At 72.9% G+C, this 24,256-nt stretch carries 21 protein-coding genes; 10 read left to right on the top strand and 11 right to left on the bottom strand.

The genetic code is table 11. From position 1 onward, the window contains the following. Window positions 1-81: 81 nt before the first annotated feature. Window positions 82-1,428: an SWIM zinc finger family protein gene (locus EV376_RS19235; RefSeq protein WP_130325178.1), complete on the top strand. Its 1,347-nt coding sequence runs from the start codon at window positions 82-84 to the stop codon at window positions 1,426-1,428. After that, window positions 1,421-4,105, top strand: a complete 2,685-nt coding sequence (locus EV376_RS19230; protein WP_130325177.1) for a DUF6493 family protein — start codon at window positions 1,421-1,423, stop codon at window positions 4,103-4,105. The genes EV376_RS19235 and EV376_RS19230 overlap by 8 nt, the downstream gene beginning before the upstream one ends. A 76-nt stretch (window positions 4,106-4,181) precedes the next feature. Here EV376_RS19230 and EV376_RS19225 read toward each other — a convergent pair whose 3' ends face one another. Then, window positions 4,182-4,475 carry a DUF1330 domain-containing protein gene (locus tag EV376_RS19225; RefSeq protein WP_130325175.1) on the bottom strand — a complete coding sequence of 98 codons (294 nt, stop codon included), beginning with the start codon at window positions 4,473-4,475 and terminating at the stop codon, window positions 4,182-4,184. Between the two features lie 332 nt (window positions 4,476-4,807). Between EV376_RS19225 and EV376_RS19220 the strand changes: the two genes are divergently transcribed. Further along, the gene (locus EV376_RS19220; protein WP_130325173.1) at window positions 4,808-6,052 is read left to right on the top strand and encodes an outer membrane protein assembly factor BamB family protein; all 1,245 of its coding nucleotides are present in this window, start codon (window positions 4,808-4,810) and stop codon (window positions 6,050-6,052) included. Between the two features lie 46 nt (window positions 6,053-6,098). Here the strand turns inward: EV376_RS19220 and EV376_RS19215 are convergent, their stop codons facing one another. From EV376_RS19215 to EV376_RS19205, 3 genes are all read right to left on the bottom strand, one after another. Beyond that, entirely contained in the window at window positions 6,099-6,938 is an 840-nt protein-coding gene (locus EV376_RS19215) for an amino acid ABC transporter ATP-binding protein (protein ID WP_130325171.1), read from the bottom strand. 5 nt (window positions 6,939-6,943) lie between these two features. After that, the gene (locus tag EV376_RS19210) at window positions 6,944-7,738 is read right to left on the bottom strand and encodes an amino acid ABC transporter permease (protein ID WP_130325169.1); all 795 of its coding nucleotides are present in this window, start codon (window positions 7,736-7,738) and stop codon (window positions 6,944-6,946) included. A gap of 67 nt (window positions 7,739-7,805) precedes the next feature. Then, window positions 7,806-8,624 carry a basic amino acid ABC transporter substrate-binding protein gene (locus EV376_RS19205; RefSeq protein WP_130325167.1) on the bottom strand — a complete coding sequence of 273 codons (819 nt, stop codon included), beginning with the start codon at window positions 8,622-8,624 and terminating at the stop codon, window positions 7,806-7,808. A gap of 343 nt (window positions 8,625-8,967) precedes the next feature. On the opposite strand from EV376_RS19205, the gene EV376_RS19200 reads away from it, so the two are divergent. After that, window positions 8,968-10,224, top strand: coding sequence for a PP2C family protein-serine/threonine phosphatase (locus tag EV376_RS19200; protein WP_486482697.1), 1,257 nt, complete (start codon window positions 8,968-8,970; stop codon window positions 10,222-10,224). Here the strand turns inward: EV376_RS19200 and EV376_RS19195 are convergent, their stop codons facing one another. Continuing rightward, window positions 10,225-10,590, bottom strand: coding sequence for an STAS domain-containing protein (locus EV376_RS19195; RefSeq protein WP_130325165.1), 366 nt, complete (start codon window positions 10,588-10,590; stop codon window positions 10,225-10,227). Between the two features lie 201 nt (window positions 10,591-10,791). Between EV376_RS19195 and EV376_RS19190 the strand changes: the two genes are divergently transcribed. The 3 genes from EV376_RS19190 to EV376_RS19180 all read left to right on the top strand — a co-directional run bounded on the left by EV376_RS19190 (window position 10,792) and on the right by EV376_RS19180 (window position 13,997). Then, on the top strand, window positions 10,792-11,211 hold the full coding sequence (locus EV376_RS19190) for an ATP-binding protein (protein ID WP_165438032.1): 420 nt from the start codon (window positions 10,792-10,794) through the stop codon (window positions 11,209-11,211). Next, window positions 11,208-11,888 carry an HAD-IA family hydrolase gene (locus EV376_RS19185; protein WP_207228218.1) on the top strand — a complete coding sequence of 227 codons (681 nt, stop codon included), beginning with the start codon at window positions 11,208-11,210 and terminating at the stop codon, window positions 11,886-11,888. The genes EV376_RS19190 and EV376_RS19185 overlap by 4 nt, the downstream gene beginning before the upstream one ends. Window positions 11,889-11,972: 84 nt before the next feature. Beyond that, window positions 11,973-13,997, top strand: a complete 2,025-nt coding sequence (locus EV376_RS19180; protein WP_130325161.1) for a hypothetical protein — start codon at window positions 11,973-11,975, stop codon at window positions 13,995-13,997. 109 nt (window positions 13,998-14,106) lie between these two features. Here the strand turns inward: EV376_RS19180 and EV376_RS19175 are convergent, their stop codons facing one another. The 3 genes from EV376_RS19175 to EV376_RS19165 are packed head-to-tail and all read right to left on the bottom strand — an operon-like array spanning window position 14,107 to window position 17,109. Further along, window positions 14,107-15,612: a tripartite tricarboxylate transporter permease gene (locus tag EV376_RS19175; protein WP_130325159.1), complete on the bottom strand. Its 1,506-nt coding sequence runs from the start codon at window positions 15,610-15,612 to the stop codon at window positions 14,107-14,109. Window positions 15,613-15,632: 20 nt separating this feature from the next. After that, entirely contained in the window at window positions 15,633-16,094 is a 462-nt protein-coding gene (locus tag EV376_RS19170) for a tripartite tricarboxylate transporter TctB family protein (RefSeq protein ID WP_207228216.1), read from the bottom strand. Window position 16,095: 1 nt separating this feature from the next. Next, complete coding sequence (locus EV376_RS19165) at window positions 16,096-17,109, bottom strand: tripartite tricarboxylate transporter substrate-binding protein (protein WP_130325155.1); 1,014 nt, start codon at window positions 17,107-17,109, stop codon at window positions 16,096-16,098. Window positions 17,110-17,250: 141 nt separating this feature from the next. Between EV376_RS19165 and EV376_RS19160 the strand changes: the two genes are divergently transcribed. Both EV376_RS19160 and EV376_RS19155 read left to right on the top strand, forming a co-directional pair. Continuing rightward, complete coding sequence (locus tag EV376_RS19160; protein WP_130325153.1) at window positions 17,251-17,934, top strand: response regulator transcription factor; 684 nt, start codon at window positions 17,251-17,253, stop codon at window positions 17,932-17,934. Between the two features lie 6 nt (window positions 17,935-17,940). Next, a complete protein-coding gene (locus EV376_RS19155; RefSeq protein ID WP_130325151.1) occupies window positions 17,941-19,398 on the top strand; it encodes a sensor histidine kinase in 1,458 nt (485 codons plus the stop codon). A gap of 27 nt (window positions 19,399-19,425) precedes the next feature. Here the strand turns inward: EV376_RS19155 and EV376_RS19150 are convergent, their stop codons facing one another. The 3 genes from EV376_RS19150 to EV376_RS19140 all read right to left on the bottom strand — a co-directional run bounded on the left by EV376_RS19150 (window position 19,426) and on the right by EV376_RS19140 (window position 23,484). Beyond that, the gene (locus tag EV376_RS19150; protein ID WP_207228214.1) at window positions 19,426-20,379 is read right to left on the bottom strand and encodes a TAXI family TRAP transporter solute-binding subunit; all 954 of its coding nucleotides are present in this window, start codon (window positions 20,377-20,379) and stop codon (window positions 19,426-19,428) included. 72 nt (window positions 20,380-20,451) lie between these two features. Beyond that, on the bottom strand, window positions 20,452-22,014 hold the full coding sequence (locus EV376_RS19145) for a family 10 glycosylhydrolase (RefSeq protein ID WP_486482696.1): 1,563 nt from the start codon (window positions 22,012-22,014) through the stop codon (window positions 20,452-20,454). Window positions 22,015-22,176: 162 nt separating this feature from the next. Next, complete coding sequence (locus EV376_RS19140) at window positions 22,177-23,484, bottom strand: serine/threonine-protein kinase (RefSeq protein WP_130325147.1); 1,308 nt, start codon at window positions 23,482-23,484, stop codon at window positions 22,177-22,179. 378 nt (window positions 23,485-23,862) lie between these two features. Here EV376_RS19140 and EV376_RS19135 point away from each other — a divergent pair, with 378 nt between their 5' ends. Continuing rightward, entirely contained in the window at window positions 23,863-24,240 is a 378-nt protein-coding gene (locus tag EV376_RS19135; protein ID WP_130325145.1) for a CU044_2847 family protein, read from the top strand. Window positions 24,241-24,256 lie beyond the last annotated feature (16 nt).

Genomic DNA, 24,256 nt, shown 5'->3' with positions numbered 1-24,256 from the left:
GCGTCACGGGGCAGCGTGAGCTCCCGTCCCATGGCACCATTCGCGTGATCATCCGCCGGCACCAACGGAGGGACCCGCGAGGTGAGTGCGACCGCGTCCGCCGTGGACACCCGCATCTACCGGCGCCCGTCGGCGCTGGCCGACGGCAGGCTGGCCCTCGCCACGTCGGCACCCGACCGGGTCGACGAACAGCGCATCTTCGCCGGTTTCCTGCGTACGCCGCGGGTGGTCGCCGGCGGCCTGCTGGCGCTGGCGGACATCGCCGGCGCGAACTTCCGGCCGGCCCGGGACCCGGCGCGCGGCCGCGACCCGGTGGTCACCGGCGACGGCGAACGGCTGCGCTTCGAGGCGCTGTCGACCTGCGGTGGCCTGTACGGGCGGCTCGACCTCACCGCCGCGGAGCTCGACGGCGCACCGGTGGGGCGCGGCACCACCAACGTGGACATCAACCCACCCCTGTACGAGGCGCTGACCCGGGTCGGCGGCGAGGATCCGTTGCGGGTCGCGGTGGGCGAGGACGAACTGGCCGTGTCGACGCTCGACGGCCGGATCGTCGAGAAACGGGTGCCGCTGCCGACCCGGTGGCTACGCGGCCTGGCCGAGGTGGCGGCGCACGCCCTGCCGATGGACCCGCGACTGGAGATCCACGCCGCCCGCGCCGTCGCGCTGCTGACCGAGCTGTCGGCGCGCACCGGCCGGCAGTCCCGCTGGCTGGTGGCGGCCGGCTCCGGATGGCGGTCCACCACCCGGCCGGTGCCCGGTGCCGTCTGCGCCGCCGACGGGTTCCGGCTGTCGGTGCTGCGGCCGCTGCTCCCCCTGGCCCGGACGGTGACCCTCTTCGCACCGCCGGTGAACGGCGCATCCGCCCAGGTAAGCGGCTGGGTGCTGGGCTTCGGCACGGCCCGGTTCACGCTCCTGCTGTCCGCGGCCGCGAGCGAGGGCTTCGCCGGCGACGGTCAGTTGCTGACCGACCTCGGGTCCGGGTCGGCCGTCACCGACGCCGACGCGCTGGCCGCGCTGCTGGCCACCGATCCGGTCATCGACCGTGCCTCGGTCGCCGCGCGTACCGGCTGGGACGCCGCGCGGGCCAGCTCCGCCCTCGCCGCGCTGGCCACCGCCGGCCAGGTCGGGTACGACGTGGCGGAGGCGTCGTCGTTCCACCGCCCGCTGCCGTACCGGGCCGATCTGGTCGCCGCGCTCCATCCCCGGCTCGCCGCGGCCCGGATCCTGACCGCGTCCGGCGGCGTGCGGCGGACCGCGGCCGGTGTCGAGGTGACCTCCGGCGAGTCCAGGTACCTGGTGCACCGGCGCGGCGACGAGTACGCCTGCACCTGCGCCTGGTGGGTCGAGCACCAGGGCCGGCGCGGGCCGTGCAAGCACGTCGTGGCGGCCCTCGTCGTCGAGCAGGCGGGACAGCAGGATGACTGACCGGACCGACATCCGGCGCGACGTGTTCGCGCGGATCCACGACGCGGACGTCGACGCGCTCGCCGAGGTTCTGGCCGGTCTGGACGCCGCCGGGCGGGCGGCGTTGCTGCCGGCGCTGGAGGCGCACACCCCGGCCGGTGCCGAGCCGGAGCCGGTCGTCCCGCCGCCGCTGGAACCCGAGCCCGAGCCGGAACTGCCGACCTCCGGCGGCTTCGCCTTCTTCTGGTCCCCGAACGACGGACCGCCGCCCCGCGATCCGGCGGGCATCATGGCGCACCTGCGCCGCCAGCGGGCACGCGAGCGGGAGCGCCGGTGGGATCGCGAGAAGTTCCGCCTCGAATGGCAGGCGGCCGAAGCCGCCAAGCGGCTGACCGAACGTCGGCACGCCGCCCACGCGCTGGCCGTCGTGGCGTGCGCGCCGACGGCCACCGACGCGGTCAAACGCCTGCACCGGCCGTGGTCCGCCGGCCCGTCGCTGCGGGCCGAGGCCGAGATCGTGCCGGCGCTGCTGCGCGTACGCGGGGCGACCTGGGGTGCGGCCCTGGCCCGCGGCATGATGCGGCGGTCCCGGGTCCGCCGCTGGCCGAACCGGTGGCCCTTCACCGAGGCGCTCATGCGTGCCGTGGACGCCGGGCCCCCGGACACGGCCCACGCGGTCGCACAGTACGTGGCCACGCCCCGGCCAGCCCTCGCCTCGTTCCTCGCCGCCGACCCGTGGCTGGACCACGTCCTGCCCTACCTCTTCGACGAGGATCGGGTCGCCGTCGAGTTCGCCACCGGGGTGGCCAGCCGGGCCTGGCCCCCGGCGCTGCTGGAACTGACCGCCGCCGGGCGGGTCGACCGCGCCGTGCTCATCGCGGGCTGCCTGCGCCGCCTGCGCACCGGCGGGCGCAAGGCACTGCTGCAGCCGTACCTCGACCTGCTCAAGCAGCTCGAGCCGGGCGTCGACGAGCTGGCCGGCCACCGGCAGGAGCTCACCGGCCTGCTGACGGCTCCGATGTCGACGGTCGCCGAGTTCGCGTACACGTCGCTGCAGGCGCTGCACCGGGCGAGCGAGCTGGACCGGGCCACGCTGACCGAGATCACCGTCAGCATGCTGTCCCGCCAGGAGAAGAAGCTCGTCCGCGCCCACCTCGCCTGGTTGCGCAAGCTCCCTCTGGAGCACCTGGTGGACGGCGTGCTGGTCGGGCTGCACCATCCGGTGCCCGAGCTCGCCGCACGAACCGCCGACCTCGTCCAGACGCGACTGCCGACGCTGTCGGAGGCGGCCCGCGGACGGCTGCGGGCCGAGGTTCCCGCGCTCGAGGGTGTCGTGGCGCAACGACTCGCCGCGCTGCTCGGCGCACCGGCGCCGGCCCCCGCACCGGCTCCCCGACTCGTCGCGGAGCCACCCGCCGAGCTGCCGCCACCGCTGGACCTCGGCGCACTCGCCGGCGAACTGGCGATCCTGCTGCGCCGCGGTGACGACGATCCGGTCCGGCACGAGTTGGTGCTCGACGGGCTGGCGCGGGCGGCACGCGCGGACCGGGCCGAGGCCGCGCGGGTGCTGGCGCCGTTGCTTCCGCAGTGGCCCGGGCTCTGGCCGTCCCTCGTCGCCGCCGCCATCGGCCGCGACGCGCCGCCGGATCCGGGATGGCACCACACGTGGCACCGGCCCGAACCGCATCCGGTGACGGTGTTCGTGGAACGCCGGGTCACCGAACTCACCGCGCGGCTGGTCAGCGCCCCACCGGCCGCGCTGCTGGCCACGCCGGCCACGGTCGCCGGACACGTCGACCCGGTCCGGGTGCTCGACCTTCTCCAGCAGGCCGAACGGGACGGCTGGCAACCCGGGGAGGCCGACCTGACGCAGGCCGTCCTGCGCCTGCCCCGCGAGGTGGACGGCGCCGTCCGGACGGCCGCCACCCGCCTGGTCTCGCCGGCGGGCCGCCGGTTCGCCGCCTGGCTGGCGACCGAAGTCGAGCCGAAGACCTGGATCGAGGAGGCGGGTGGCCGGAGTGTCGCGATGCTGGACCCGGCCGGCCTTCCGGCGGAACTCGCCGATCCGCGCGGCGCTCGGGAACGGGCCCGGACGGTCCGGCCGATCCCCGCCCTGGCGCTGTGGCCGATGGTCGCACCGTCACACCGTGAGGCGATCGCCGCGCACGTCCAGCCGTACCTGGCCGCCATGGTGGATCAGGGCAACCTCGGCTCCGCCTTCCTCGCCGGGCTCGCGGCCGCCGACGGCCCGGCCGGCCCGGCGATGTCGTCGACCCTGGCGTACGCGCTCGCCAACCACCGACAGACGGTGCGCCTGGCCGCCGGCGACGCGCTCAGCACACTCGCCGCGCGCCCCGACTGGGACAGCACCGGCGTCGGTTCCGAGATCGGAGGCCTCGCCGGGGCGGGCCGGATCGTGCTGCAGCGGGTGGTCCAGCCGCTGACCGAGGCCCACCGGGCCGGCGCTCGCGACGCGGTCTGGCGGGTGGTCTCGGCGGCGCTGGCGGTCCTGCTGCCGGCCGGGCCGCGGACGGGTCTGGCCGACCTCGTCGACCTCGCCGCCAACGCCGCTCCGGCCGGCGGCCCGGCGGCCGACCTGCCCGGCCTGGCCGCGCTGGCCGCGAGCTCCAGCCGCAACCGCCTGACCGAAGCCGCCCGCCGACTCGCCGCCCGCAACCCCGACCCCGCCCTCCCCTGACCGGCCCGCGCCGCGCCGATCCTGAGGTTTCGGCCGGGCGGCAGGGCAAGATCGCCAAGATGGTGGGGTGGGCCGGTCAGGAAGCGGCTTCGATGATGCGGAGGTCGCGCTCGGCGCCGTCGTCGAGAGCGCGCAGCGCCTCCTGGTAGCCAGGGCTCTGGTACGCGGCGATCGCCGCCTCGACGCTGTCGAACTCGATCAGCGTGGTGCGCTCCACCACGCCGGACTCGAAGGCGGCGGCGGGCAGACCGCGCGCCAGGAACGCCCCGCCGGCGGCCCGCATCGCCGGCCCGGCCAGCTCGATGTACGCCGCCAGCTTGTCCTGGTCCGTGATCGACCGGAACGTGTTGATCCAGTAGGCCTTCGGCATCGTCCGTGTCTCCTGCTCCCGCGCGGTCCGACCTCGAGCGCGATCCTCGCACGTCCCGAAGGTGGGCGCCGGGCAGGTGGTGGCACCACGGCGAGACGACCGCAGATCCGCTCCAGGCCAGCACCAACCACATCGACGATGTTCGTCGCGGCACCCGCGGCAGTAGTCTGTCCACAGCGGAGTCGTCGACCGCCGGACTCGGGTGTCCCGCCTACCTGAGCAGGTTGGAAGCCGTTCGGCCGTCGTCCATCGCGGCACGGCGTGCCGGGCGGCTGGCAGCGCGACCGACTCCGCCCGATGGCCCCCTGGGGGCCGGTCGAAGGGAGCGACGCATGGACCCACGGACACGGCGGTCGCTCCTGATGGCGACCGCGATCCTGACGGGACTGCTGGTAGCCGGGTGCGACAACCCCCCTGATGCCGGCGCGGACCCGGCAACCGGTTCGCCGGGGACGAGCCAGCCGCAACGGCGCACGTTCGATCCACCGACCCGGTTCGATCCCGCGGCGGCCGTACGGCTGCCGGACGAGGTGGCGGTGCTCGCCGAGGCTCGGCGAGACCCGCCCGGGGTGCTCTACAAGACCACCCTCTACGTCCCCACCAGGCAGGGGCTGCTGCGGGTGGACACGAGCACCGGGCAGATCGTGGGCACGGTGACGGGTCACCGGGAGCCGTGGACGTCCCACTCCCACCGGCCGCTGCTGGCCGAGGTGGGCGGCGTACCGGCCGTCCTGGTGCCCTTCGGGGTGACCGTTCCGGGCAGCGGCACGACCCCGTCCCGCCCGGCGTTGGAGATCCACGCGGTGGCGGCGGAGGACGGGAAGGAACTGTTCTCGGTGGAGGTCCCCGTCTACGCCGGCAGCCCCGCGGTCGTGGCCGCCTCCGACGAGATGCTGCTCCTCAACGGCGGCCTCGACGCCTACGGCACGGGCGGCACCGTCTACGGCATCGATCCGCAGACCGGCAAGGTGCGCTGGCAGCGGGAGGACTTCCACGTCACCGTGGTGGAGGACGGCCTCGCGATCGGGGTCGCGCAAGAGGGCCGGCACTTCAGGAAGGCGATGGCGATCCGGATCGCCGACGGCGGCGAACAGTGGTCGGACGCCGAAACCAGCACGTCCCGGCTGCGCGTACAGTCGGCCGGCCCCGGCCGCCTGCTGATCATCGGAGTGGACGGCCGGGACTACCGCAAGGGCTACTACCGGTTCGCCGACGTCCGCACCGGCGCCGGTGAGCCGCAGCCGGCGCGCACCACGCTCGACTACACCTGCCGGTTCGACCAGGTCTCGATAACCGTGTGTTCCGGCCCGCTGCTGTTCGCCATGGACACGAAGACCGGCGAAGAAGTGTGGCGGCTGCCGGACGAGAAGGCCAACCGCATCGCCCCCGCCGTCACCGCGGCCTGGCACGGCGCGGTGTACGGCACGACGGAGAACGGTCCCCTGGTGCTCGACGCCCGCACCGGCGCGGACCGCGAGATCTCGGCCGGGGCCGCGCCCTTCCTGGTCAACGAGTACGTGGGCATAGCGGAGATCGGCCGCGGGGACGGGGTCTTCGCGGTGCCGCCCGCGGCGTGAGGGCGACACCGGCGGCCGCTGGCCGCGTCCGCGGCGGCCGGCAGGGTCACAGGTTGTGGCGGTCGTCGGCCGGCAGGCGCGGCGGCTCCGGCGGCTCCGGGGACTGTTCCGGCTCGCCGAGCTGCGCGACGTGTGTCGGGTCGAGGACCCGGGACAGGAAGGAGCGGGTCCGTTCGTGCCGGGGCGCGCCGAGCACCTCCTGGGGCGGCCCCTGCTCGACCACGACGCCGCCGTCCATGAACACGACGCGGTCGGCGACGTCGCGGGCGAACGCCATCTCGTGGGTGACCACCATCATCGTCATGCCCTCCTCGGCGAGCGTTCGCATGACGGTGAGCACGTCGCCGACGAGTTCCGGGTCGAGGGCCGAGGTCGGCTCGTCGAAGAGCATCAGCTTGGGCTCCATCGACAGCGAGCGGGCGATCGCCACCCGCTGCTGCTGCCCGCCGGAGAGCTGGGCCGGGAACGCCTTGGCCTTCTCGGCCAGGCCGACCCGGTCGAGGTTCTCCCGCGCGATCCGCTCGGCCTCGGCGCGGCCGCGCCGCAGCACCTTGCGCTGGGCGACGGTGAGGTTCTCCAGCACGGTCAGGTGCGGGAAGAGGTTGAACGACTGGAAGACCATCCCGATGCCGCGGCGTACCGAGTCGATCTCGACGTCCGGGTCGGTCATCTCGACCCCGTTGACCCAGATCTTGCCGGCGGTGGGCTCCTCCAGCAGGTTGACGCAGCGCAGCAGCGTCGACTTGCCGGAACCGGACGGCCCGATGACGCAGACGACCTCGCCGTGCCCGACCTCGAAGTCGATGCCCTTGAGCACCTCGATCGGGCCGAACGACTTGTGCAGGTCGCGGATCTCGACGGCGGGCCGGGACGGAGTGGTCGTCATGTGGATCACCGAGCCTTGGCGTAGCGGAGTTCGAGGCGTCGTACCACCTGCGACAGGGGCAGGGTGATGATCAGGTAGGTGAAGCCGGCGACCAGCAGCGGGGTGGCGTTGACCCGGTCGTTCAGCGTGTCCCGGCCGAACTTGGTGATCTCGATGGTCGACGCCGTCACGCCGAGGACGTACGCGAGCGACGAGTCCTTGGTGAGCAGGATGAGCTCGTTCGTCAGCGGCGGGATCACGATCCGGAACGCCTGCGGGATGACGATGGTGCGCATCGCGGTGAAGTGCGACATGCCGAGGGTACGGGCCGCCTCCATCTGCCCCTTCGGGACGGCCTGGATGCCGGCGCGGATGGTCTCGGCCATGTACGCCGCCGCGGTCAACCCCAGACCGATCGCGATCGAACCGAACACGCCGCCCGGAATCTCCCGCTCGGGGAAGGCGATGGGGATGCCGTACCCGACGAGGAAGAGCACCAGCAGCGCGGGCAGACCCCGGAACAGCTCGATGTACGCGGTGGCCACCCAGCGGTACGGGGCCACCCGGGACAGCCGCATCAGCGCGAGCAGGGTGCCGAACACGAGCCCGAAGGCGAACGCGCCCAGGGTGTAGAGGACCGTGTTGCGCAGCGCGACGGTGATGACCGTCGGGAACATCGACTGGATGATGTCGACGCGGAAGAACGCTTCCTTCAGCCGGCCCCAGTCCGCCGCGTAGATCACCACGGCGACGACGGCGAGGAAGGCCAGGTACTGGAGCCAGAGGGACAGCCGCTCGCGCTGGCGGCGTCGCAGCTTCACGGTTGGATGCTCCTTGCCCACGGGGAGGGCGCGCGCCGGGCGCGCGCCCTCCTGCCACGAGGTCCGATCACTTGGCCGGCTGCTTGCCGATCCACTTCTCGTAGATCTCGTCGTAGGTGCCGTCCTGCTTGGCCTTGGCCAGCACCTCGTTGATCTTCTTGAGCAGCTCCGGGTTGCCGTCCTTCTTGACCGAGACGCCGTACTGCTCGCCGGTGTCGAACTCGGCGGTCACCTCGAACCCGCCCGGGTTCTCCTTGATGTACTCGGTCCAGACCGGCAGGTCGTTGATGGCGCCCTCGATCTGGCCGTTGGCGAGGGCCTGCTGCAGGGCGGCGAGGTCCTCGAACTCGACGAGCTGCAGGCCCTTCTCCTGCTCGTACTTCTTGGCGTAGTCGCGGCCGGTGGTCGACGCCTGGATGCCGAGCTTCTTGCCCTTGAGGTCGTCGAGCGACTTGTACGGCTTGCCGGTCTTGACCAGCAGCGCCTGCGTCGCGTCGAAGTACGGGTCGGAGAAGTCCATCACCTTCTGCCGCTCCTCGGTGATGGTCATGCCGGCGGCGGCCGCGTCGCACTTGCCGGTGTTCAGGTCCTGGCCGGACTTGATCCCCTCGAACGGGGTGTCGACGATCGACTGCTCGACGCCCAGCTCCTTGGCGACCAGGTCCATCACGTCGACGTCGAACCCGACGACCTTGCCGCTGGTGTCCTTCGACTGGAACGGCGCGTACGGCAGGTGGGTGCAGACGGTCAGCTTGCCCGCCTCGATGAGCTTGACGCCGCTCTCCTGGACCTCGCCCTCATCCTTCTTGGCGCATCCCGCGCTCACGGCGAGGGCGGCGATCGCCGCGATCAAGCCAGCCTTGCGGACTGCGCTGTGGAACCTCACTGCGGTGTCCCTCCCCGATGTCGGCAACCCGTGCCGGGTCGCCCGTGTTGGTGCAAAGACGGTGTGCCAGGGGACGCTACCCGATCGGCCCCGCCCAACCTAGATCAAGTTGGCCGGTTGTGGCCATGCTGTAGCCATCACGGTCGGTAAACCCGGCAGTCGACCCGCAACCGGACGCCCGCCGCCAGCACCGGAAACCCGGAAACCCCGCGCACCAAGATCGTTACGCTCGGTGAGTGACCCACGAGCTGGACGTCGCCGGTCAGGAGGCGGCCCCGCTCGACACGCACCGGGCGTACGTTCGCGCGTGCCCATCGACCGGCGCGTCTCGTAGGCTCCGACGGTGGCGAGCAGTCGAGCGCGGATCATGGCTCATATGTTGGACGCGGCGGAGAACGCTTCCCCGGTTGAGGCGGTCGAGGCGGTCACCCGGGAACTCGGTGTGGCCCTGGCGGCCCGGAGCGTCGCGTTCCTGATCGCGGACCTCAGCGGCCGGGCCCTGGTCCGGTTGGCTCACGTGCCGCTCGACCGGGCCGGTGCGGGACGCCGGGAGGGTGACGAGGTCGCCACGGTGCTGCCGTTCGACGGCGGCCCCGGCGAGCAGACGCTCCGCAGCCAGACCGTGCAGGTTGTCGCGCAGCCGGACGGGTGGACGGTGTTGGCGCCGGTGACCGACCGTGGCGAGGCGATCGGCCTGCTGGAGATGGTCCTGCCGGACGAACCCGAGCCGCCGGCACTGGCGGAGATCGCCCGCACGGCGCACGTGCTGGCGTACGTGGTAATCGCCAACCGGCGGTACACCGACCTGTTCGAGTGGGGGCAACGCACGACCCCGTTCACCCTCTCGGCGGAGATCCAGCGCCGCCTGCTGCCCAGCTCGTTCACCTGTGAGGGCAGTGCGTTCACCCTGGCCGGCTGGCTCGAACCCGCCGCCAGTATCGGCGGGGACACCTTCGACTACAGCCTCGCCCGCGACATGCTGCACTTCAGCGTCACCGACGCGATGGGCCACGGGGTGGCCAGCGCGCTGACGGCCACCCTGGGCGTGGGCAGGCTGCGTAACAACCGCCGCCGCGGTGCCGGCCTGGTGGAGCAGGCCGAGGCCGCGAATGTCGACGTGGCCGGACACACCGCCGTGCCGGGCAGCTACCTCACCGCGGTCCTCGGCCGGCTCGACCTGCGCACCGGCGGGTGCGCGCTGGTCAACGCCGGGCACGTGCCGCCGCTGCTGGTACGCGACGGGAACACCCGGACGCTGCGGCTACCGGCCAACTACCCGCTGGGCATGTTCGCCGAGAGCGGTTACCGCGCCGGCGAGATCACGCTGCGACCGGGCGACCGCCTGGTGGTGGTCACCGACGGCATGCGCGAGCGCAACGCCGCCAACCTGGATCTACCGGCCATGTTGCGGTCGATCACCGGTCTGCATCCACGCGAGGCCGTCCGGGCGTTGGCCGATGCCGTGCTCGAGGCCAGCGGCCCGACCCTGGCCGACGACGCCACCCTGCTCATCCTCGACTGGCACGGCGGGCACAGCGAGGATCGGCGGACCCGCGCGGGTGCCGACCCGACGCGCGCCAGCACCGGGCAGCCCGACTGACTACCGGCCGTTCGCGTCGTCGGTGGACGGCACGTCGGCTTCGGCCGCCGGCACGCTGTCATAGACCCGGATCGCCCGGTCCACCGAGGTGACCGTGAGGACGCTGCGCACGGCGGGCTGCACCGCGGCGAGACACAGCCGGCCGCCGGCCGCCCGGAACGCCTTGAACATCACCACCAGCGCGCCGAGCGCGCTGGAGTCCATGAACCCCACCCCGGCCAGGTCCACCACCACCTCGCGGTCACCGGCGTCGAGCACCTGTTGCAGACCCTCGCGCAGGTGCGGGGACGTCGCCATGTCCAGCTCGCCGTGCACCTCGAGCACGGTGCAGCCCCGGCCCGGCCGGACCGACAACAGCAGATCCACGACAACCTCCCCACGCCCATGACCCCGCTCACCCTATGCTGCCGGCGAGCGGGCCGCCGCCGACCGGCGTACGTTGAGCCGACACGACGCTCAGCAACCCGGGGTAGTAATGGTCACATCCGGTTCAGGCCGCTTCAGCGCGCTGGCGTGTGGCACAGTGGTCCGGCGTGGTCACGCAACGGGCAGAGGAGGAACTGCGCGATGCGCGTGGCCATGACGCTGTCACTCCCGCGGCAACCGTCCTCGGTGACCCGCGCCCGCCAGATGCTCACCACCCTGCTGAGCCTCACCGACGCCGCCGAGGACGCCTGTGGCCATCTCGCCGTGCTGATCACCGAGGCATGCGCCAACGCGGTGCTGCACGCCGACCCGGACAGCACGGTCGACCTGACCATCGTGATCGACGACGACGTCTGCCTGCTCGAGGTCGGCAACCGCGGCAACGTTCCCGACGGCGCCGGGCTCGACGCCGACCTGCCCGCCCCGCTCACCATCGGCGGCCGTGGGCTGCCCCTGATCGCCGCGCTCGCGGACACCGCCGCCTTCGCCGCCGGGCCACCGGGCCACGTGCTGCTACGCATCACCAAACACCTCTCCGGCCTACCTGGACCCCGGGCGTGACCCGGCCGCCCCGCGTCGCCCCGGCCGCGGTCGTGTTCGACCTCGACGGCACCCTGGTCGACACGATGACCATCGCCCCGGCCGTGTACGCCGACACGATCCGCGCCCTCGGCGGGCCGGACGTCTCGCCGGCCACCGTCGTGGCCACCTGGCACATCGGTTCCACGCCGGTGGTGCTGGCCCATTTCCTGGGCCGGCCCGTCACCGCCTCGGACGTCGAGTGTTTCCACCGCCGCTTCGAGGCCACGGTCCCCGACGTACGGCCCTTTCCCGGCGTCATCGACCTGGTCGACGGTCTCCGCCGGGCCGGCTGTCGGCTCGGCGTCTTCACCGCCGCCACCCGCCGCACCGCCAGCCGTGTCCTCGCCGGTACCGGGCTCGACCGGCGGTTCCCGGTCATGGTCTGCGGTGACGAGGTCGCCGCGCCGAAGCCCGCGCCGGACGGGCTGCGGCTGGCCTGCCGGCGGCTCGGCGTCGACGTCGCCGAGACCGCGTACGTCGGCGACGCGGCGGTGGACCTCGCCTGCGCCGAGGCGGCGGGAGCGGTCGCGGTGCACGCCCGCTGGGGCGTCACCTCCCCGGACGTGCGGGACGTGCCGCTGGTGGCCCACCGGCCGGCCGACGTCCTCGACCTGCTCTCCGTACCGGACGACGGGACCCTTGCCGAGACTCCTTGATCGGCGTAGGAAGAAGACCACGTGCCACCCCTGCGCATCGGCTCGTGGACCCGTCCACTTCGTCCACCGTCAAAGGAGATGCGTGTGACCACCCCCAGACGGCTCCGTCTCGCCGTGTCCGTGCTGGTGACCGCCGGTGCCGTACTGCTCGGTACCGGCGCCGCCGCCGGACCTCCGGCGCCCCCCGCGCACGACGCCTGTGACCCGATCGACCCGACGGCGTGCCTGCTGCCGTTCCCGAACGACTACTTCACCGTGCCCGACCGCACCAGTCCCACCGGCAAGCGGGTGCGGTTCGCGGCCTCCGCCATGCCCGCCAACGTGCAGGGCGTCCCGATCGACCCGACCGAGTGGAACCGGCAGGACGGGTTCAGCCCCGGCTCGCCGATCCTGGTGCGCGTGCCCGGCCTCGACGCGACGGCCACCGGGATCGCCCCGGTCACCGACATCGGCCGCTCGCTGGCGCCGGACGCGCCGATCGTGCTGCTCAACACGGCCACCGGACAGCGCACCCCGTACTGGGCGGAGCTGGACGCCCACGCCGCCGGCCAGCCCGACCGGCAGTTGCTCATCATCCGGCCGGCCGTCGCCCTGGCCGAGGGCACCCGGTACGTCGTGGCGCTGCGCGGCATGCGCGACGGCGACGGCAGGCTGATCCCGGCGCCGGCCGCGTTCCGCGGGTACGTCACCGGCAACGGCCTCGGCCCACGGGACCACCGGGGCCCGCGGGTCAAGCGGATCCTCGCCGAGCTGACCCGCGTCGGCGTCAAGCGGCACAGCCTCCACCTCGCCTGGGACTTCACTGTGGCCAGCCGGCAGGGCCTGACCGGACGGATGCTGGCCGTCCGCGACGGCGCGTTCGCCGACCTGGGCCGGGCGGCGCCGTCGTTCACCGTCACCCAGGTGACCGACTACCCGGAGCAGCAGGACGCGCGGATCGCCCGGCAGGTGACCGGCACCGTCGACGTGCCGTCCTACCTGACCGGCGACGGCGGGCCGGGCTCGCGGCTGCACTACGGACCGGCCGGCGGCGACGGCACGCCGCCCCGGGCGGACGCCCCGCCCACGCCGTCCGGCGCGACCCTGAAGGCGGACTTCGTCTGCAACATCCCGCGCAGCGCCTCCGCCGCCGCCCCGGCGCACCTCTCGCTCTACGGCCACGGCCTGCTCGGCCGCCCGACCGAGATCAACGCCGGCAACGTCAAGACCATGTCCGCCACCCACAACTTCACCTTCTGCGCCACCAGCTGGATCGGGATGGCCGCCGCCGACGTCCCGTACGTCGCCGGCGCCTTCACCGACCTCAGCGCCTTCCCCGCGGTGGCCGACCGGCTGCAGCAGAGCTTCCTGAACTTCCTGTTCCTGGGCCGGACGATGATCCACCGGGGCGGGTTCGCCGCCGACCCGGCGTTCCAGGACGCCGACGGACGACCGCTGATCGACGTGGCGGGCGGGTTGCACTACGACGGCAACAGCCAGGGCGGCATCAACGGCGGCGCGCTCACCGCCGTCGCCCAGGACTGGACCCGGTCGGTGCTCGGCGTGCCGGCGATGAACTACTCCACGCTGCTGCAGCGCAGCGTCGACTTCGCGCCCTTCCAGCAGATCATGGACGGGTACTACCCGGCCAAGGTCGACCAGCAGCTGATCTTCGCGCTGCTGCAGATGCTGTGGGACCGGTCCGAGGCCAACGGGTACGCCCAGCACATGACCGACCGGCCGCTGCCGGGTACCCCCGCGCACCAGGTGCTGATGCACGTGGCCTTCGGCGACCAGCAGGTCTCCCCCGCCGCAGCCGAGGTGCAGGCGCGCACCATCGGCGCCCGCCTGCACACCCCGGCCCTCGCCGACGGCTGGTCCCTCGACGTGCGGCCGTACTGGGGGATCAAGCCGATCCGGGCCTACCCGTACCGCGGCTCGGCGATCGTGATCTGGAACAGCGGGGCCGCGTACGCGCCGCCGCCGACGAACCTCGCCCCGCTCGGGCCGGAGTTCGGCGAGGACTCGCACGAGTTCCCGCGCGCCCAGCCGGGCGCGCAGTTGCAGAAGGCGACGTTCCTGCTCACCGGCAAGGTCATCGACGTCTGCGCGGGACGGCCCTGCCCGTGACGGGTCACCCCGGCCGCGCCCGCCCGGCGCGGCCGGGGTCCCCGGCCCGCAGCGTCGACGCGAGGCCCGGCGTGGCCCGGGCCTCCGCGCCGGCCGTCGTGCGGCTCTCCTACTCGTCCTCGGCGAAGACCACCTCGCGGCGCTTGCGGATCGCCGGGAGGACGGCGACGACGAGCGCGGCCACGGCCAGGACCAGGAGCACCGCGGAGATCGGGCGGGTCAGGAAGACCGACGCGTCACCGCGCGAGATGATCAGTGCGCGCCGCAGGTTCTCCTCCAGCAGCGGGCCGAGGACGAAGCCGAGCAGCAGGGGCGCCGGCTCGCACCCGCACTTGATCAGGAGGTAGCCCAGGATCCCGAAGAACCCGATCGCGTAGACGTCGAACGCGTTGAAGCTCAGCGAGTAGGTGCCGATCGCGGCGAACAGGATGATCATCGGGAACAGCACCTGGTACGGGATGCGCAGCATGCGCACCCAGACGCCGATCAGCGGCAGGTTCAGCAGCACGAGCAGCACGTTGCCGATCCACATCGAGGCGATCAGGCCCCAGAACAGCGCCGGCTCGTCGGTGATGACGTTCGGTCCGGGGGTGATGCCGTGGACGATGAACGCGCCGACCATCAGCGCCATCACCGGGTGGGCGGGCAGGCCCAGGGTGAGCAGCGGGATGAACGACGTCTGCGCGGCGGCGTTGTTCGCCGACTCGGGGCCGGCGACGCCCTCGATCGCCCCGCGCCCGAACTCCTCCTGCCGCTTCGAGATGCGCTTCTCGACCGCGTACGAGGTGAACGAGGCGAGCACGTGGCCGCCGCCGGGCAGGACGCCGAGCGCACTGCCCAGGCCGGTGCCGCGCAGGATCGGGCCGGCCATCCGGCGCCGGTCCTCGCGGGTCGGCCACAGGTTCCGTACCCGGCTCACGACGGCCGTGCGGGTCTGCTCGTTCTCCAGGTTGCGCAGGATCTCGGCGACCCCGAACATGCCGACGGCGACCGACACGAAGTCGATCCCGCCGTACAGTTCGCGCTGGTCGAACACGAACCGGGGCACGCCGGTGTAGAGATCCTGGCCGACCACCCCGAGCAGGATGCCGAGCGCGATCATCGCCAGGGCCTTGAGGGCGCTGCCGCGCGCCAGCGCGATCGACACGATCAGGCCGAACAGCACGAGCGAGAAGTAGTCCGCCGGGCCGAACTGCAACGCGACCCGCGCCAGCGGTGGGGCCGCGACGGCCAGCGCGACGGTGGCCAGGGTGCCCGCGATGAAGGACCCGATCGCGGCGGCGGCCAGCGCCGGGCCGGCCCGGCCCTGCCGGGCCATCTCGTGCCCGTCGAGCGCGGTGACCGCCGCCGACGACTCACCCGGCAGGTTGATCAGGATGGCCGTCGTCGAGCCGCCGTACTGCGCGCCGTAGTAGATGCCGGCCAGCATGATCAGCGCGGTCACCGGCTCGAAGCTGAACGTGATCGGCAGCAGCATCGCCACCGTCGCGGTCGGCCCGATGCCGGGCAGCACGCCGACCGCCGTGCCGAGCAGCACGCCCACGAAGCAGTAGAGGACGTTCTGGACCAGGAAGGCGGTCGAGAAGCCCAGCACGAGGTTGTCGAGAAGTTCCATGCCTCAATCCGGACCGGGCGTCAGAACGAGAGCCACGGGCCCCACAGCGGGATCCGCAGCTGGAGTCCGACGACGAAGATGAGCGTGCTGGCCGCCGTCAGCCCGGCGGCCACGGCCAGCGCCGTGAGCCACCGCACCTGCCGGCTGGCCAGGGTGATGAGCAGGGCGGTCACCGCCGAGGTCGGCACGAACCCGAGACGCCGGACGGTGTAGCCGAAGAACACGACCGCGACCACGATGACGCCGATCGCGCGCCACGGGACCGCCCCGAACGCGACCACCTCGCCGGCGACCAGCCCCTTGCCGACGATCAGCAGGCCCAGCACGGCCAGGATCACGCCGATCAGCAGCGGGAAGTAGCCCGGACCCATCCGCAGTGGGGTGCCCAACTCGTAGTTGAGCGACCCCACCACGAAGGCGGCGCCGATGAGGACGAAGACTCCGCCGGCGAGGACGTCCGGAAAGGACCGTCGGCGTTCCACCTCAGGAGGCCTCGACCCCGGCATCGGCGATGATCTTCGCCCAGGTGCCGAGCTGCTCCTCGAGGTGCGCCCGGTGGGCCTGCGGGGTCGCGTCCTCCGCCGGCACCGGCGCGGTGCCCAGCTTGGCCATCTGGTCGACCACACCCTGGTCGGCCAGCGCCACCTTCAGCGCCTCGGAGAGCTTGTCGACGATCTCCTGCGGGGTGTCGGCCGGCACGTAGAGGCCGTGCCAGACGCTGACCTGCAACTGCGGCAACCCGGCTTCGGCCGTGGTGGGCAGATCGGCCAGGCTCTTCACCCGCTCCGGGGTGGTGACCGCGTACGCCTTGATCTGACCCGCCGAGATCTGCCCGCTGGTGTTGGTCGTCTGGTCGCACATGAAGTCGACCTGGCCGCCGACGAGGTCGGTCAGCGCGGGGCCGGTGCCCTTGTACGGGACCTCCTGGAGCTTGACGCCGACGGCGTCCTGGAACAGCAGGCCGCACAGGTGCGACGCGGCGCCGACGCCGGCGTTGGCGAGGGTGACCTTCCCGGCGTTGGCCTTCACGTGGGTCACCAGGTCCGGCAGCGTCGTGGGCGGGAAGTCCTTGCGGGCGACGATGGTCATCGGCACCTCGGTGACCAGCCCGACCATCTCGAAGTCCTCGAGCGGCTGGTAGCCGAGGTTCTTGTAGAGGGCGGGCGCGGTGGACATGCCGATGTGGTGCATCAGCACCGTGTAGCCGTCGGGCTCGGCCCGCGCGACCTCGCCGGCGCCGACCGTGCCGCCGGCGCCCTCGACGTTCTGCACGACAATCTTGGCGCCCAGCTTCGCGGCCATCGGCTCGGCGATCATGCGGGTGACGGTGTCGGTCGGGCCGCCCGCGCTGAACGGCACGACGAAGGTGATGTTCCGGTCCGGGTAGTTCCCGGCGTCGCCTCCGCCGCCGCCGTTGCCGGAGCAGGCGGCCAGCAGCGAGAGGGCGCCGAACGCGGCGATCACCCGCGCGGCGGCCCGGTGCCTGGTCGTTGTCATGTCGGGGCCTCCTCTTCCACGCATGCGCATCCGTCGGTGCGTGGGCCTCAGTCTCGGCTGGCGGGGACGCGGATGGTGTCAGAGAAATCCCAAGAACTGACGGGCCGACAGGGGCTGCGCCGGGCCGTACAATTCGCCGGTATGCGGATCACCGTCATCGAGGATGACGACCGCGTGGCGCGGGGTCTGGTGACCGTCCTGGTCCAGGCCGGCTTCGAGGTGCACCGCGTCGCCACCGCCGCCGAGGCGGTCCGCGCCGCCCCGTCCGATGTGGTCCTGGTCGATCTGAACCTGCCCGACGGCGACGGCCTCGACGTCATCCGCCGGCTGCGGGACCGCCCGCAGACCGCGGTCATCGCCGTGACCGCGCGGTCGGAGGAGCACGAGCGGGTCCGTGGCCTGCGCGCCGGCGCCGACGACTACATCGTCAAGCCGTTCGGCATCCCGGAGCTGCTGGCCCGGATCGACGCCGTCCTGCGACGCACCCGGGCGGCCCGGGCGCTGAGCCATCCGGACGAGCCGCTCGTCCTCGGCCCGATGCGGATCTGCGTCGGCACCCGGGAGGTCACCGTCGGCGGCGCGCCCGTGCCACTGACGCGCAAGGAGTTCGAGCTGCTCCTGCTGCTGGCCCGCCGGGCGCCGAACGTGGTGAGCCGGGACGTCATCCTCGACCAGATCTGGGGCGCGACCTGGGAGGCCTCGAGCCGCACGCTGGACACCCACATCGCGGCCCTGCGGCAGAAGCTGCGGCCGGCGGTGCTCATCCGGACGATCCACGGGGTCGGCTATCGGCTCCTGGCCGACCAGCCGGAGCTGATCGGCTGACGTGCCGTGCACCGCCGCCTGCTCGTCGTCCTGGTGCCGCTCGCGGTGCTGCTCGTCGCGGCGCTCGGGGTGCCGCTGAGTGTCACCGTGGCCGAGCGGGAGATGCAGGAGACCTACGTCGACCGGCTGGGCGACGTCGGGCGGTTCGCGTCGCTGGCCGAGACCGCGCTGGCGACCGGGCGGACCGAGGCGCTGCACCAGGAGCTGACGCGCTACCACCGGCTCTACGGCATCCCGGCCGCGCTGATCGACACGTCGGGCACCGTGCTGCTGGGACCGGCCGACGCGTACCAGGAGGCGGCGCGGGCCGAGCCGGCGGTGGCCCGGACGGTGACCGCGGCGCTGGCCGGGGCCCGGTCGGAACCGTCCTGGGAATGGGCGCCGTGGGACGACTCGGCGCTCGTGGTCGCGGAGCCGGTCGGCCGGGACAGCGAGGTCGTCGGTGCCGTCGTGACGATCTCCGACCTGTCCGGGACGCGCGAGCGCATCCTCGTGCGCTGGGCCCGGCTCGCCGGGCTCGGCCTGCTGCCGTTGATCGCGCTGGTGGCGGTCGCCTGGCCGGTGTCGGCATGGGTGTTGCGGCCGGTGCGGGAGCTGGACGCGGCCAGTTCCCGGATCTCCCAGGGCGACCTCACCATCCGGGCCGATGCCGAGGCCGGCCCGGTCGAGCTGCGGCGGCTGGCGGAATCGTTCAACACCATGATGGACGCGGTCGAGAACGCCGTGCAGCGGCAGCGGGCGTTCGTGTCCGACGCGTCGCACCAGTTGCGCAACCCGCTGACCAGTCTCCGGCTGGCCGTGGAGAGCCTGGAGCCGCAGCTGCGCCCCGACGGGCGGCACCTGTATGACGTCGCCGTCGACGAGCTGAAGGCGATGCAGCGGATGTTGAACTCGCTGCAGGCCAGCGCACGGATGGAGAGCATGCGCACGGCGTCGCCGGTCGATCTCGACGCGGTGCTGGCGACCCGGGTGAACCGGTGGCGGGCGCTGACGGCGGAGGCCGGGCAGAGCCTGGCGGTCGACGTGCCGCCGGGGTTGCGGCTGCTGGAGCCGCCGGGCGGGCTGGGCAGCGTCCTGGACGAGCTGATCAGCAACGCGTTGCGGCTGTCGGGCGCGCGGGTGGTGGAGGTGACCGCCCGGGCCGCTCCCGGTGGCGCGGACGCCGGCGATCCGGCCGCCGGCGTGGTGACGATCGCGGTTCGGGACGACGGGCAGGGGATCGACGTCGCCGAGCGGGCCCAGGCGCTGCGGCGGTTCTGGCGGTCACCGCGGCACCAGAACGTGTCCGGCACCGGCCTGGGACTGGCGATCTGCGCCGACCTGGTCGGGGCGGCCGGCGGCGAGCTGCGGCTGGCGGACGGCCTGCCGCGTCCGGACGGGTCCGGGCACGGCTTCGCCGCGGTGGTCGCGTTGCCGGCCGTGCCGCGGGTGGCGTCGTCGTCCGAGGCCCCGGCGCCGGCCTGAGGGCCGGGCCGGGTCGCCGATCCGCGGTCAGCGCTTGTGGTCGCGGAACCAGGCGGCCGCGCCGGGATGCAGCGGCGCCGATCCGGTGGAGATTCCGGTACGCACGTTGATGTGCCACGCCTCGGGAACGGCTTCGGCGTCGTCGCGGCTCGCGGAGGTGATGGACCCGGTGTGCGTGAAGATCGTGTCGGCGATGGCGTAGACCAGGTCGTCGGGCAGGTCGTTGCGCGCCAGGAGCACGTTCGGCACGGCGACCGTGCGGGTGGCGGGGACACCGGCGTACGCGGTCGCGGGGATCATGGCCGGTGCGTAGGGACCGGGGTACGCCGTGAAGAGCGCGCCCGCCTGCGCGTCCAACGGGATCATCCGGATCGAGTGCCGCTGCGCGAGCTCCGTGATGGCGGGGGTCGGGACGCCGGTCAGGGAGAACATCGCGTCGATCGCGCCGTCGCGCAGTGCCGCCGCCGAATCCGCCTGGCTGAGGTACCGGCCGTCGGCGTTCACCCGGCCGATCTCCAGGACCCGCAGGGACGTGAACTCGGTGCCCGAGTCCCGGGCGCCGAGGGAGACGCGCCGGCCGGCGAGGTCGCCGAACTCGTCGATCGCCGAACCGGCCAGGACCACGAGGTGCAGGTGGCTGTCGTAGAGCCGGCAGATCGCCGACAGTCCCTCGGGCGTGCTGCCGTCGGCGGCGATCAGCGCGTCCAGGCTGGTCAGTCCGAGGTGCACCGTGCCGGCCCGGAGCATCCGGATGTTGTCGGTGGACGCCCCGCTCGGCACGGTGGTCACCGTGGCGCCGGGCACCTGCTCGGCGATGTGTTCGGCCAGCGCGCCGCCGATGCGCCGGTACACCGCGCCGGCCGGCCCGGTGGCCAGGCGCAGGTGCACCGCGCCGGCCTCGGGCCGCCGGGAGCAACCGGCGAGCAGCCCGCCGGCGGCCGCGAGCACCGCCCGCCGGGTGATCCGTACCGTCGGCGCCATGCCGAGATGATACGGACGGCGGCGGCGGTTCCCGCCCGTCCGAGCGTTGCGGACGGGCGGGAACGGGGGCCGCTACAACTTGACGTACCGGGTCAGGTCGACCTCGGCGATCCCGCCGGCGCGGACCTGGGCCACCGCGACCGGCGGGCCGACCACGCGGTTGGGCAGGTCGACCTGCACCAGGTAGGTGCCGGGACGCAGGTGCACGAAGCCGAACCAGCCGTCGCCGTCGGTACGCCGGACGATCGGCTCGCCGCCGGTGGTCAGCGGCCGCAGGGTGACGGTCGCCTGATCCAGCGGCGCCCCGGTGCGCAGCGCCAGGCGGCCGGACACGTGCCCCTCGGTGGGGGTCGCCTTCCACGGCATCACCGGCACCGCCGCCTCGTCGGCGAACGGGGCGTCCGGACCGGTGGTCAGCGCCTCGGCCAACCGGTCCCGCTCCGCGTTGCGGACCGACAGCGGCTGGTTGACCCCGGTCATGGTCGGGTTGGCGTACGAGTAGCCGCTCCAGCCGGCGGCGGTGTTGCCCGCCGCGGTCGGGGCCAGCGCCCGGCGCACCTGCGCGATGCTGTCCGGGATGTCGTTGAGGTACAGGGCCGGCCCGATCACCGACTGCCGGTCGCCCTGCCAGTCGGCGAGCACCTCGGTCCACTCGTCGTACATCTGCTTCTGGTCGGGCATCCAGTCGCGCTTGTAGTTCATGGCGACGACCGTGTCCATGATCCCCTCGGCCAGCCAGCCCTTCCAGTCCTGCAGCACCTCGGCGTACGGCCGGGTCTTCTCCCAGCCGCCCATGCTCTGCGGGCCGAAGCTGTAGGTGATGCCGTCCATGGACAGGCGCGCCTGCGGGTTGACCTCCCACATGCCGAGGTAGATCTTGCGCACCAGGTTGGTCATCTGGGTGCGCCGCCAGTCGGAGAACTGCGGGTCGGAGGGCAGCGGGGTGTCGGTGCGGCCGGTGGCGGCGCGGAAGCGGGCCAGCGAGGTCTCGCTGTAGCCCCAGTCGCTGTGCGTGGTGGTGGAGTTGAAGTCGGGGTAGCGCACGTAGTCGAGGTTGATGCCGTCGACGTCGTACTCACGAACGATGCTCTGGATCGCCGAGACGGTGTAGTTGGTCGCGGCCGGGTTGGCCGGGTCCATGTAGGCGTTGGCGCCCATCAGTTCCAGGCCGTCGTACCGCTTGTTGAGCCAGCGGTCGGCGCCGGTGGCGGACCGGCCGTGCTTGTTGAAGACGTGCTCGGGTGATGAGTGCGGGGTGGCCGAGTTCCACATCGTGTTGACGTTGACCCAGGCGTGCACCTCCAGGCCCGCCGCGTGCCCCTGCGCGATCACCTCGTCCAGCGGGTCGTAGGGGGCCGGGGCGATCGCCGCGTCGGTGCGCGGGTAGAGCGCCCGGTTGCAGAAGCAGTCGTAGCGCCGGGCGATCTGGACGATCAGGGCGTTGGCGTTGATCTTCTTGGCGTCCTGCACGAGCTTGGTGACCTGTGCGGGGGTGTAGATGCCCTCGTTGAACGCGTCGACCCAGTAGCTGCGCCACTGCTGGGTGGATTCGGTCTCCGGGGCGGCGTTCGCGGGGGTGGCCAGGCTCAACGCGAGGACGGTGGCGGACAGGGCGGCTAGCACTCGTCTTCTCAAGGTGCCCTCCATGGCGGAAGGTGCGCTGAAGGATAACTACAGCGATTACCGTAAAGGCGAAGGTAAGCTACGCGCCGCTCCGGAGGCAAGGGATCGGGACGTGCGGCCGCTCCGGGCGTCCGCTTCGCGGCCCGGCGGGCAGAAGGCCGGGCAGCCGTCGGTTCAGCGAGTAGGGGCCGGCTGCGACGGAGAACCGCTGTCCGGGTCGCCCGTCGCGTCCGGCGTCGGCTCGGCCGTCGTCGCGGTCGGCGCCGCAGTGGGGCGGGCCGTGGCGGACGGCGTCGCACCCGGCGGGTCGTTCGACGGTTCCGTCGCCGGCTCGGAGGCGTCGGCGGCGGGCGCGCTCCGGTCCGGATCGGGTTCCGCCGTCCGCGCCCCGCTGGGAGCGTTCGCCGGATCACCCCCGCCGGAGTCCGGCCGGGACGTGACGACGGAAGGCGACGGCACCCCGGACGGGCCGGGTGACCAGCCGGTCCGGTCAGCCAGCGCCACGGCGGCCGCCGCGGTGGCCAGCACGACCAGCGCGACCGCCGTGACCGCCCGCCGCCCGCCGACCCCTCGGTGCGTACGGCCCTCCGGTGCCTGCGTCACGGTGGCCGCCGGCGCCGCCACTGGGAGCGTCGGGAGCGTCGGCGGACCGGGCGAGCCGGCGACCGCCTCCGCGGTGGCGGCCAGGGCCGCGGCGGTCGGGAACCGGTGACCGGGGTCCCGGGCCATCGCGGTCGCGACCAGGTCGCGTACGGCCGCCGGGACGTCGTCGGGCAGCGGGGGCGGCTCCTCGTCGAGGCGGCGCACGGCCACGGCGACCGGGTTCTCGCCGGGGAACGGCGGATGCCCGGCGAGGCAGTGGTAGGCGACCGCGCCCAGGGCGTACACGTCGGCGGCCGGCGTGATCGCGCTCCGGGTCAGTTGCTCCGGCGCGATGTACAGGGCGGTGCCCACCACCTGGTTCGCCGCCGTCAGGGCCGTCGCCTCCGGCGAGTGCGCGATGCCGAAGTCGACGAGGACGACGTGCCCGTCCGGCTCGATGATCAGGTTGCCCGGCTTCACGTCGCGGTGGACCACGCCGACGTCGTGGGCGGCCTGCAGGGCGCGGGCGGTCTGCGCCACGATCGACAGCGTCTCGGCGACGTCCAGCCGGCCCAGCTCGGCGATCCGCTCCGACAGCGGCTGCCCCTGCACGTACGCCATCACGATGTAGGCGAGCCCGGACCCGCCGGGCAGCGGCGCTTCGCCGTAGTCGTAGACCTCCGCGACGCCGGGATGCCGCAACGCCGCCATGGCCCGCGCCTCGCGGCGGAACCGCTCGCCGGCGCTGGCCTCCTCGATGAACCGCGTGTGCAGCATCTTGACGGCCACGGTGCGGTTCAGCGTCTCGTCGACGGCGCGCCACACCTCGCCCATGCCGCCGGCAGCGATCCGATCGGCCAGGCGGTAGCGGTCTCCGATCAGGTCCCCCACGTCCGGCATTCGATCCCCGTACCCCGGGAGTTCTTTTCTTACGCCCCGGCCGCCGGGTCCGGGTGACGGCCGCGCCTCGTCGTAGCCGCTGCCGGAGCGCTCCGGCGTGCGCGGATACGGCTGTCCCGGTGCCATCTCGCCGTGCGCCACCCACGACAGATCTTTCCGGGCCTTAGCTGAGCGCAGATAGCAGCGGCAAGCACCTGTCGGATATCTGGCTGATCATCGTTTGATCGGATGACGTCTCTCACTTTCTGACACGATGATCAGCCCGTTCGTGGAATCGCCGCCGGGCGCATTCCTGCGCTCTCATGTGAGTCTCGATCCACAACGGCATTACGTCCCGGCACGACTCCGGCAAGTGTGACTCCGGTCTGGAGGTCCCGCATGACCACCACGAGTGATTCCGTACAGGAAGTCTTCTGGGCCGAAGCTCGGCTGCCCAGTGGCCGGACCGTACTGCTCCGCACCACCGACGACGCCCTCGCCGAGGCGGACGAGGACGTGGGGGTCGTCCAGGACGTCCGGTTCCGTTCGATCGATTTCCGGATTATCACCGCCACGCTCCAGGAGGTGGGCCAGCTGATCAGCAACGCCATACGACCATTGGCGCCCCGGGAGGCCGAGGTCGAGTTGGGGCTCGGCCTCAACGCGAACACCGGCCAACTCCTCGTGCTCTTCGGCGCAGCCGCGGCCGAGGCATCGGTGAAGGTCACCTTGCGGTGGCAATTCGGGCCGGAGGCGAATAGTGACGAAACGGCTTGAGGAACTGGTCCGCCAG

The sequence above is a fragment of the Micromonospora sp. CNZ295 genome (genome assembly GCF_004217535.1).
This window is presented reverse-complemented; position numbering and strand designations above follow the sequence as displayed.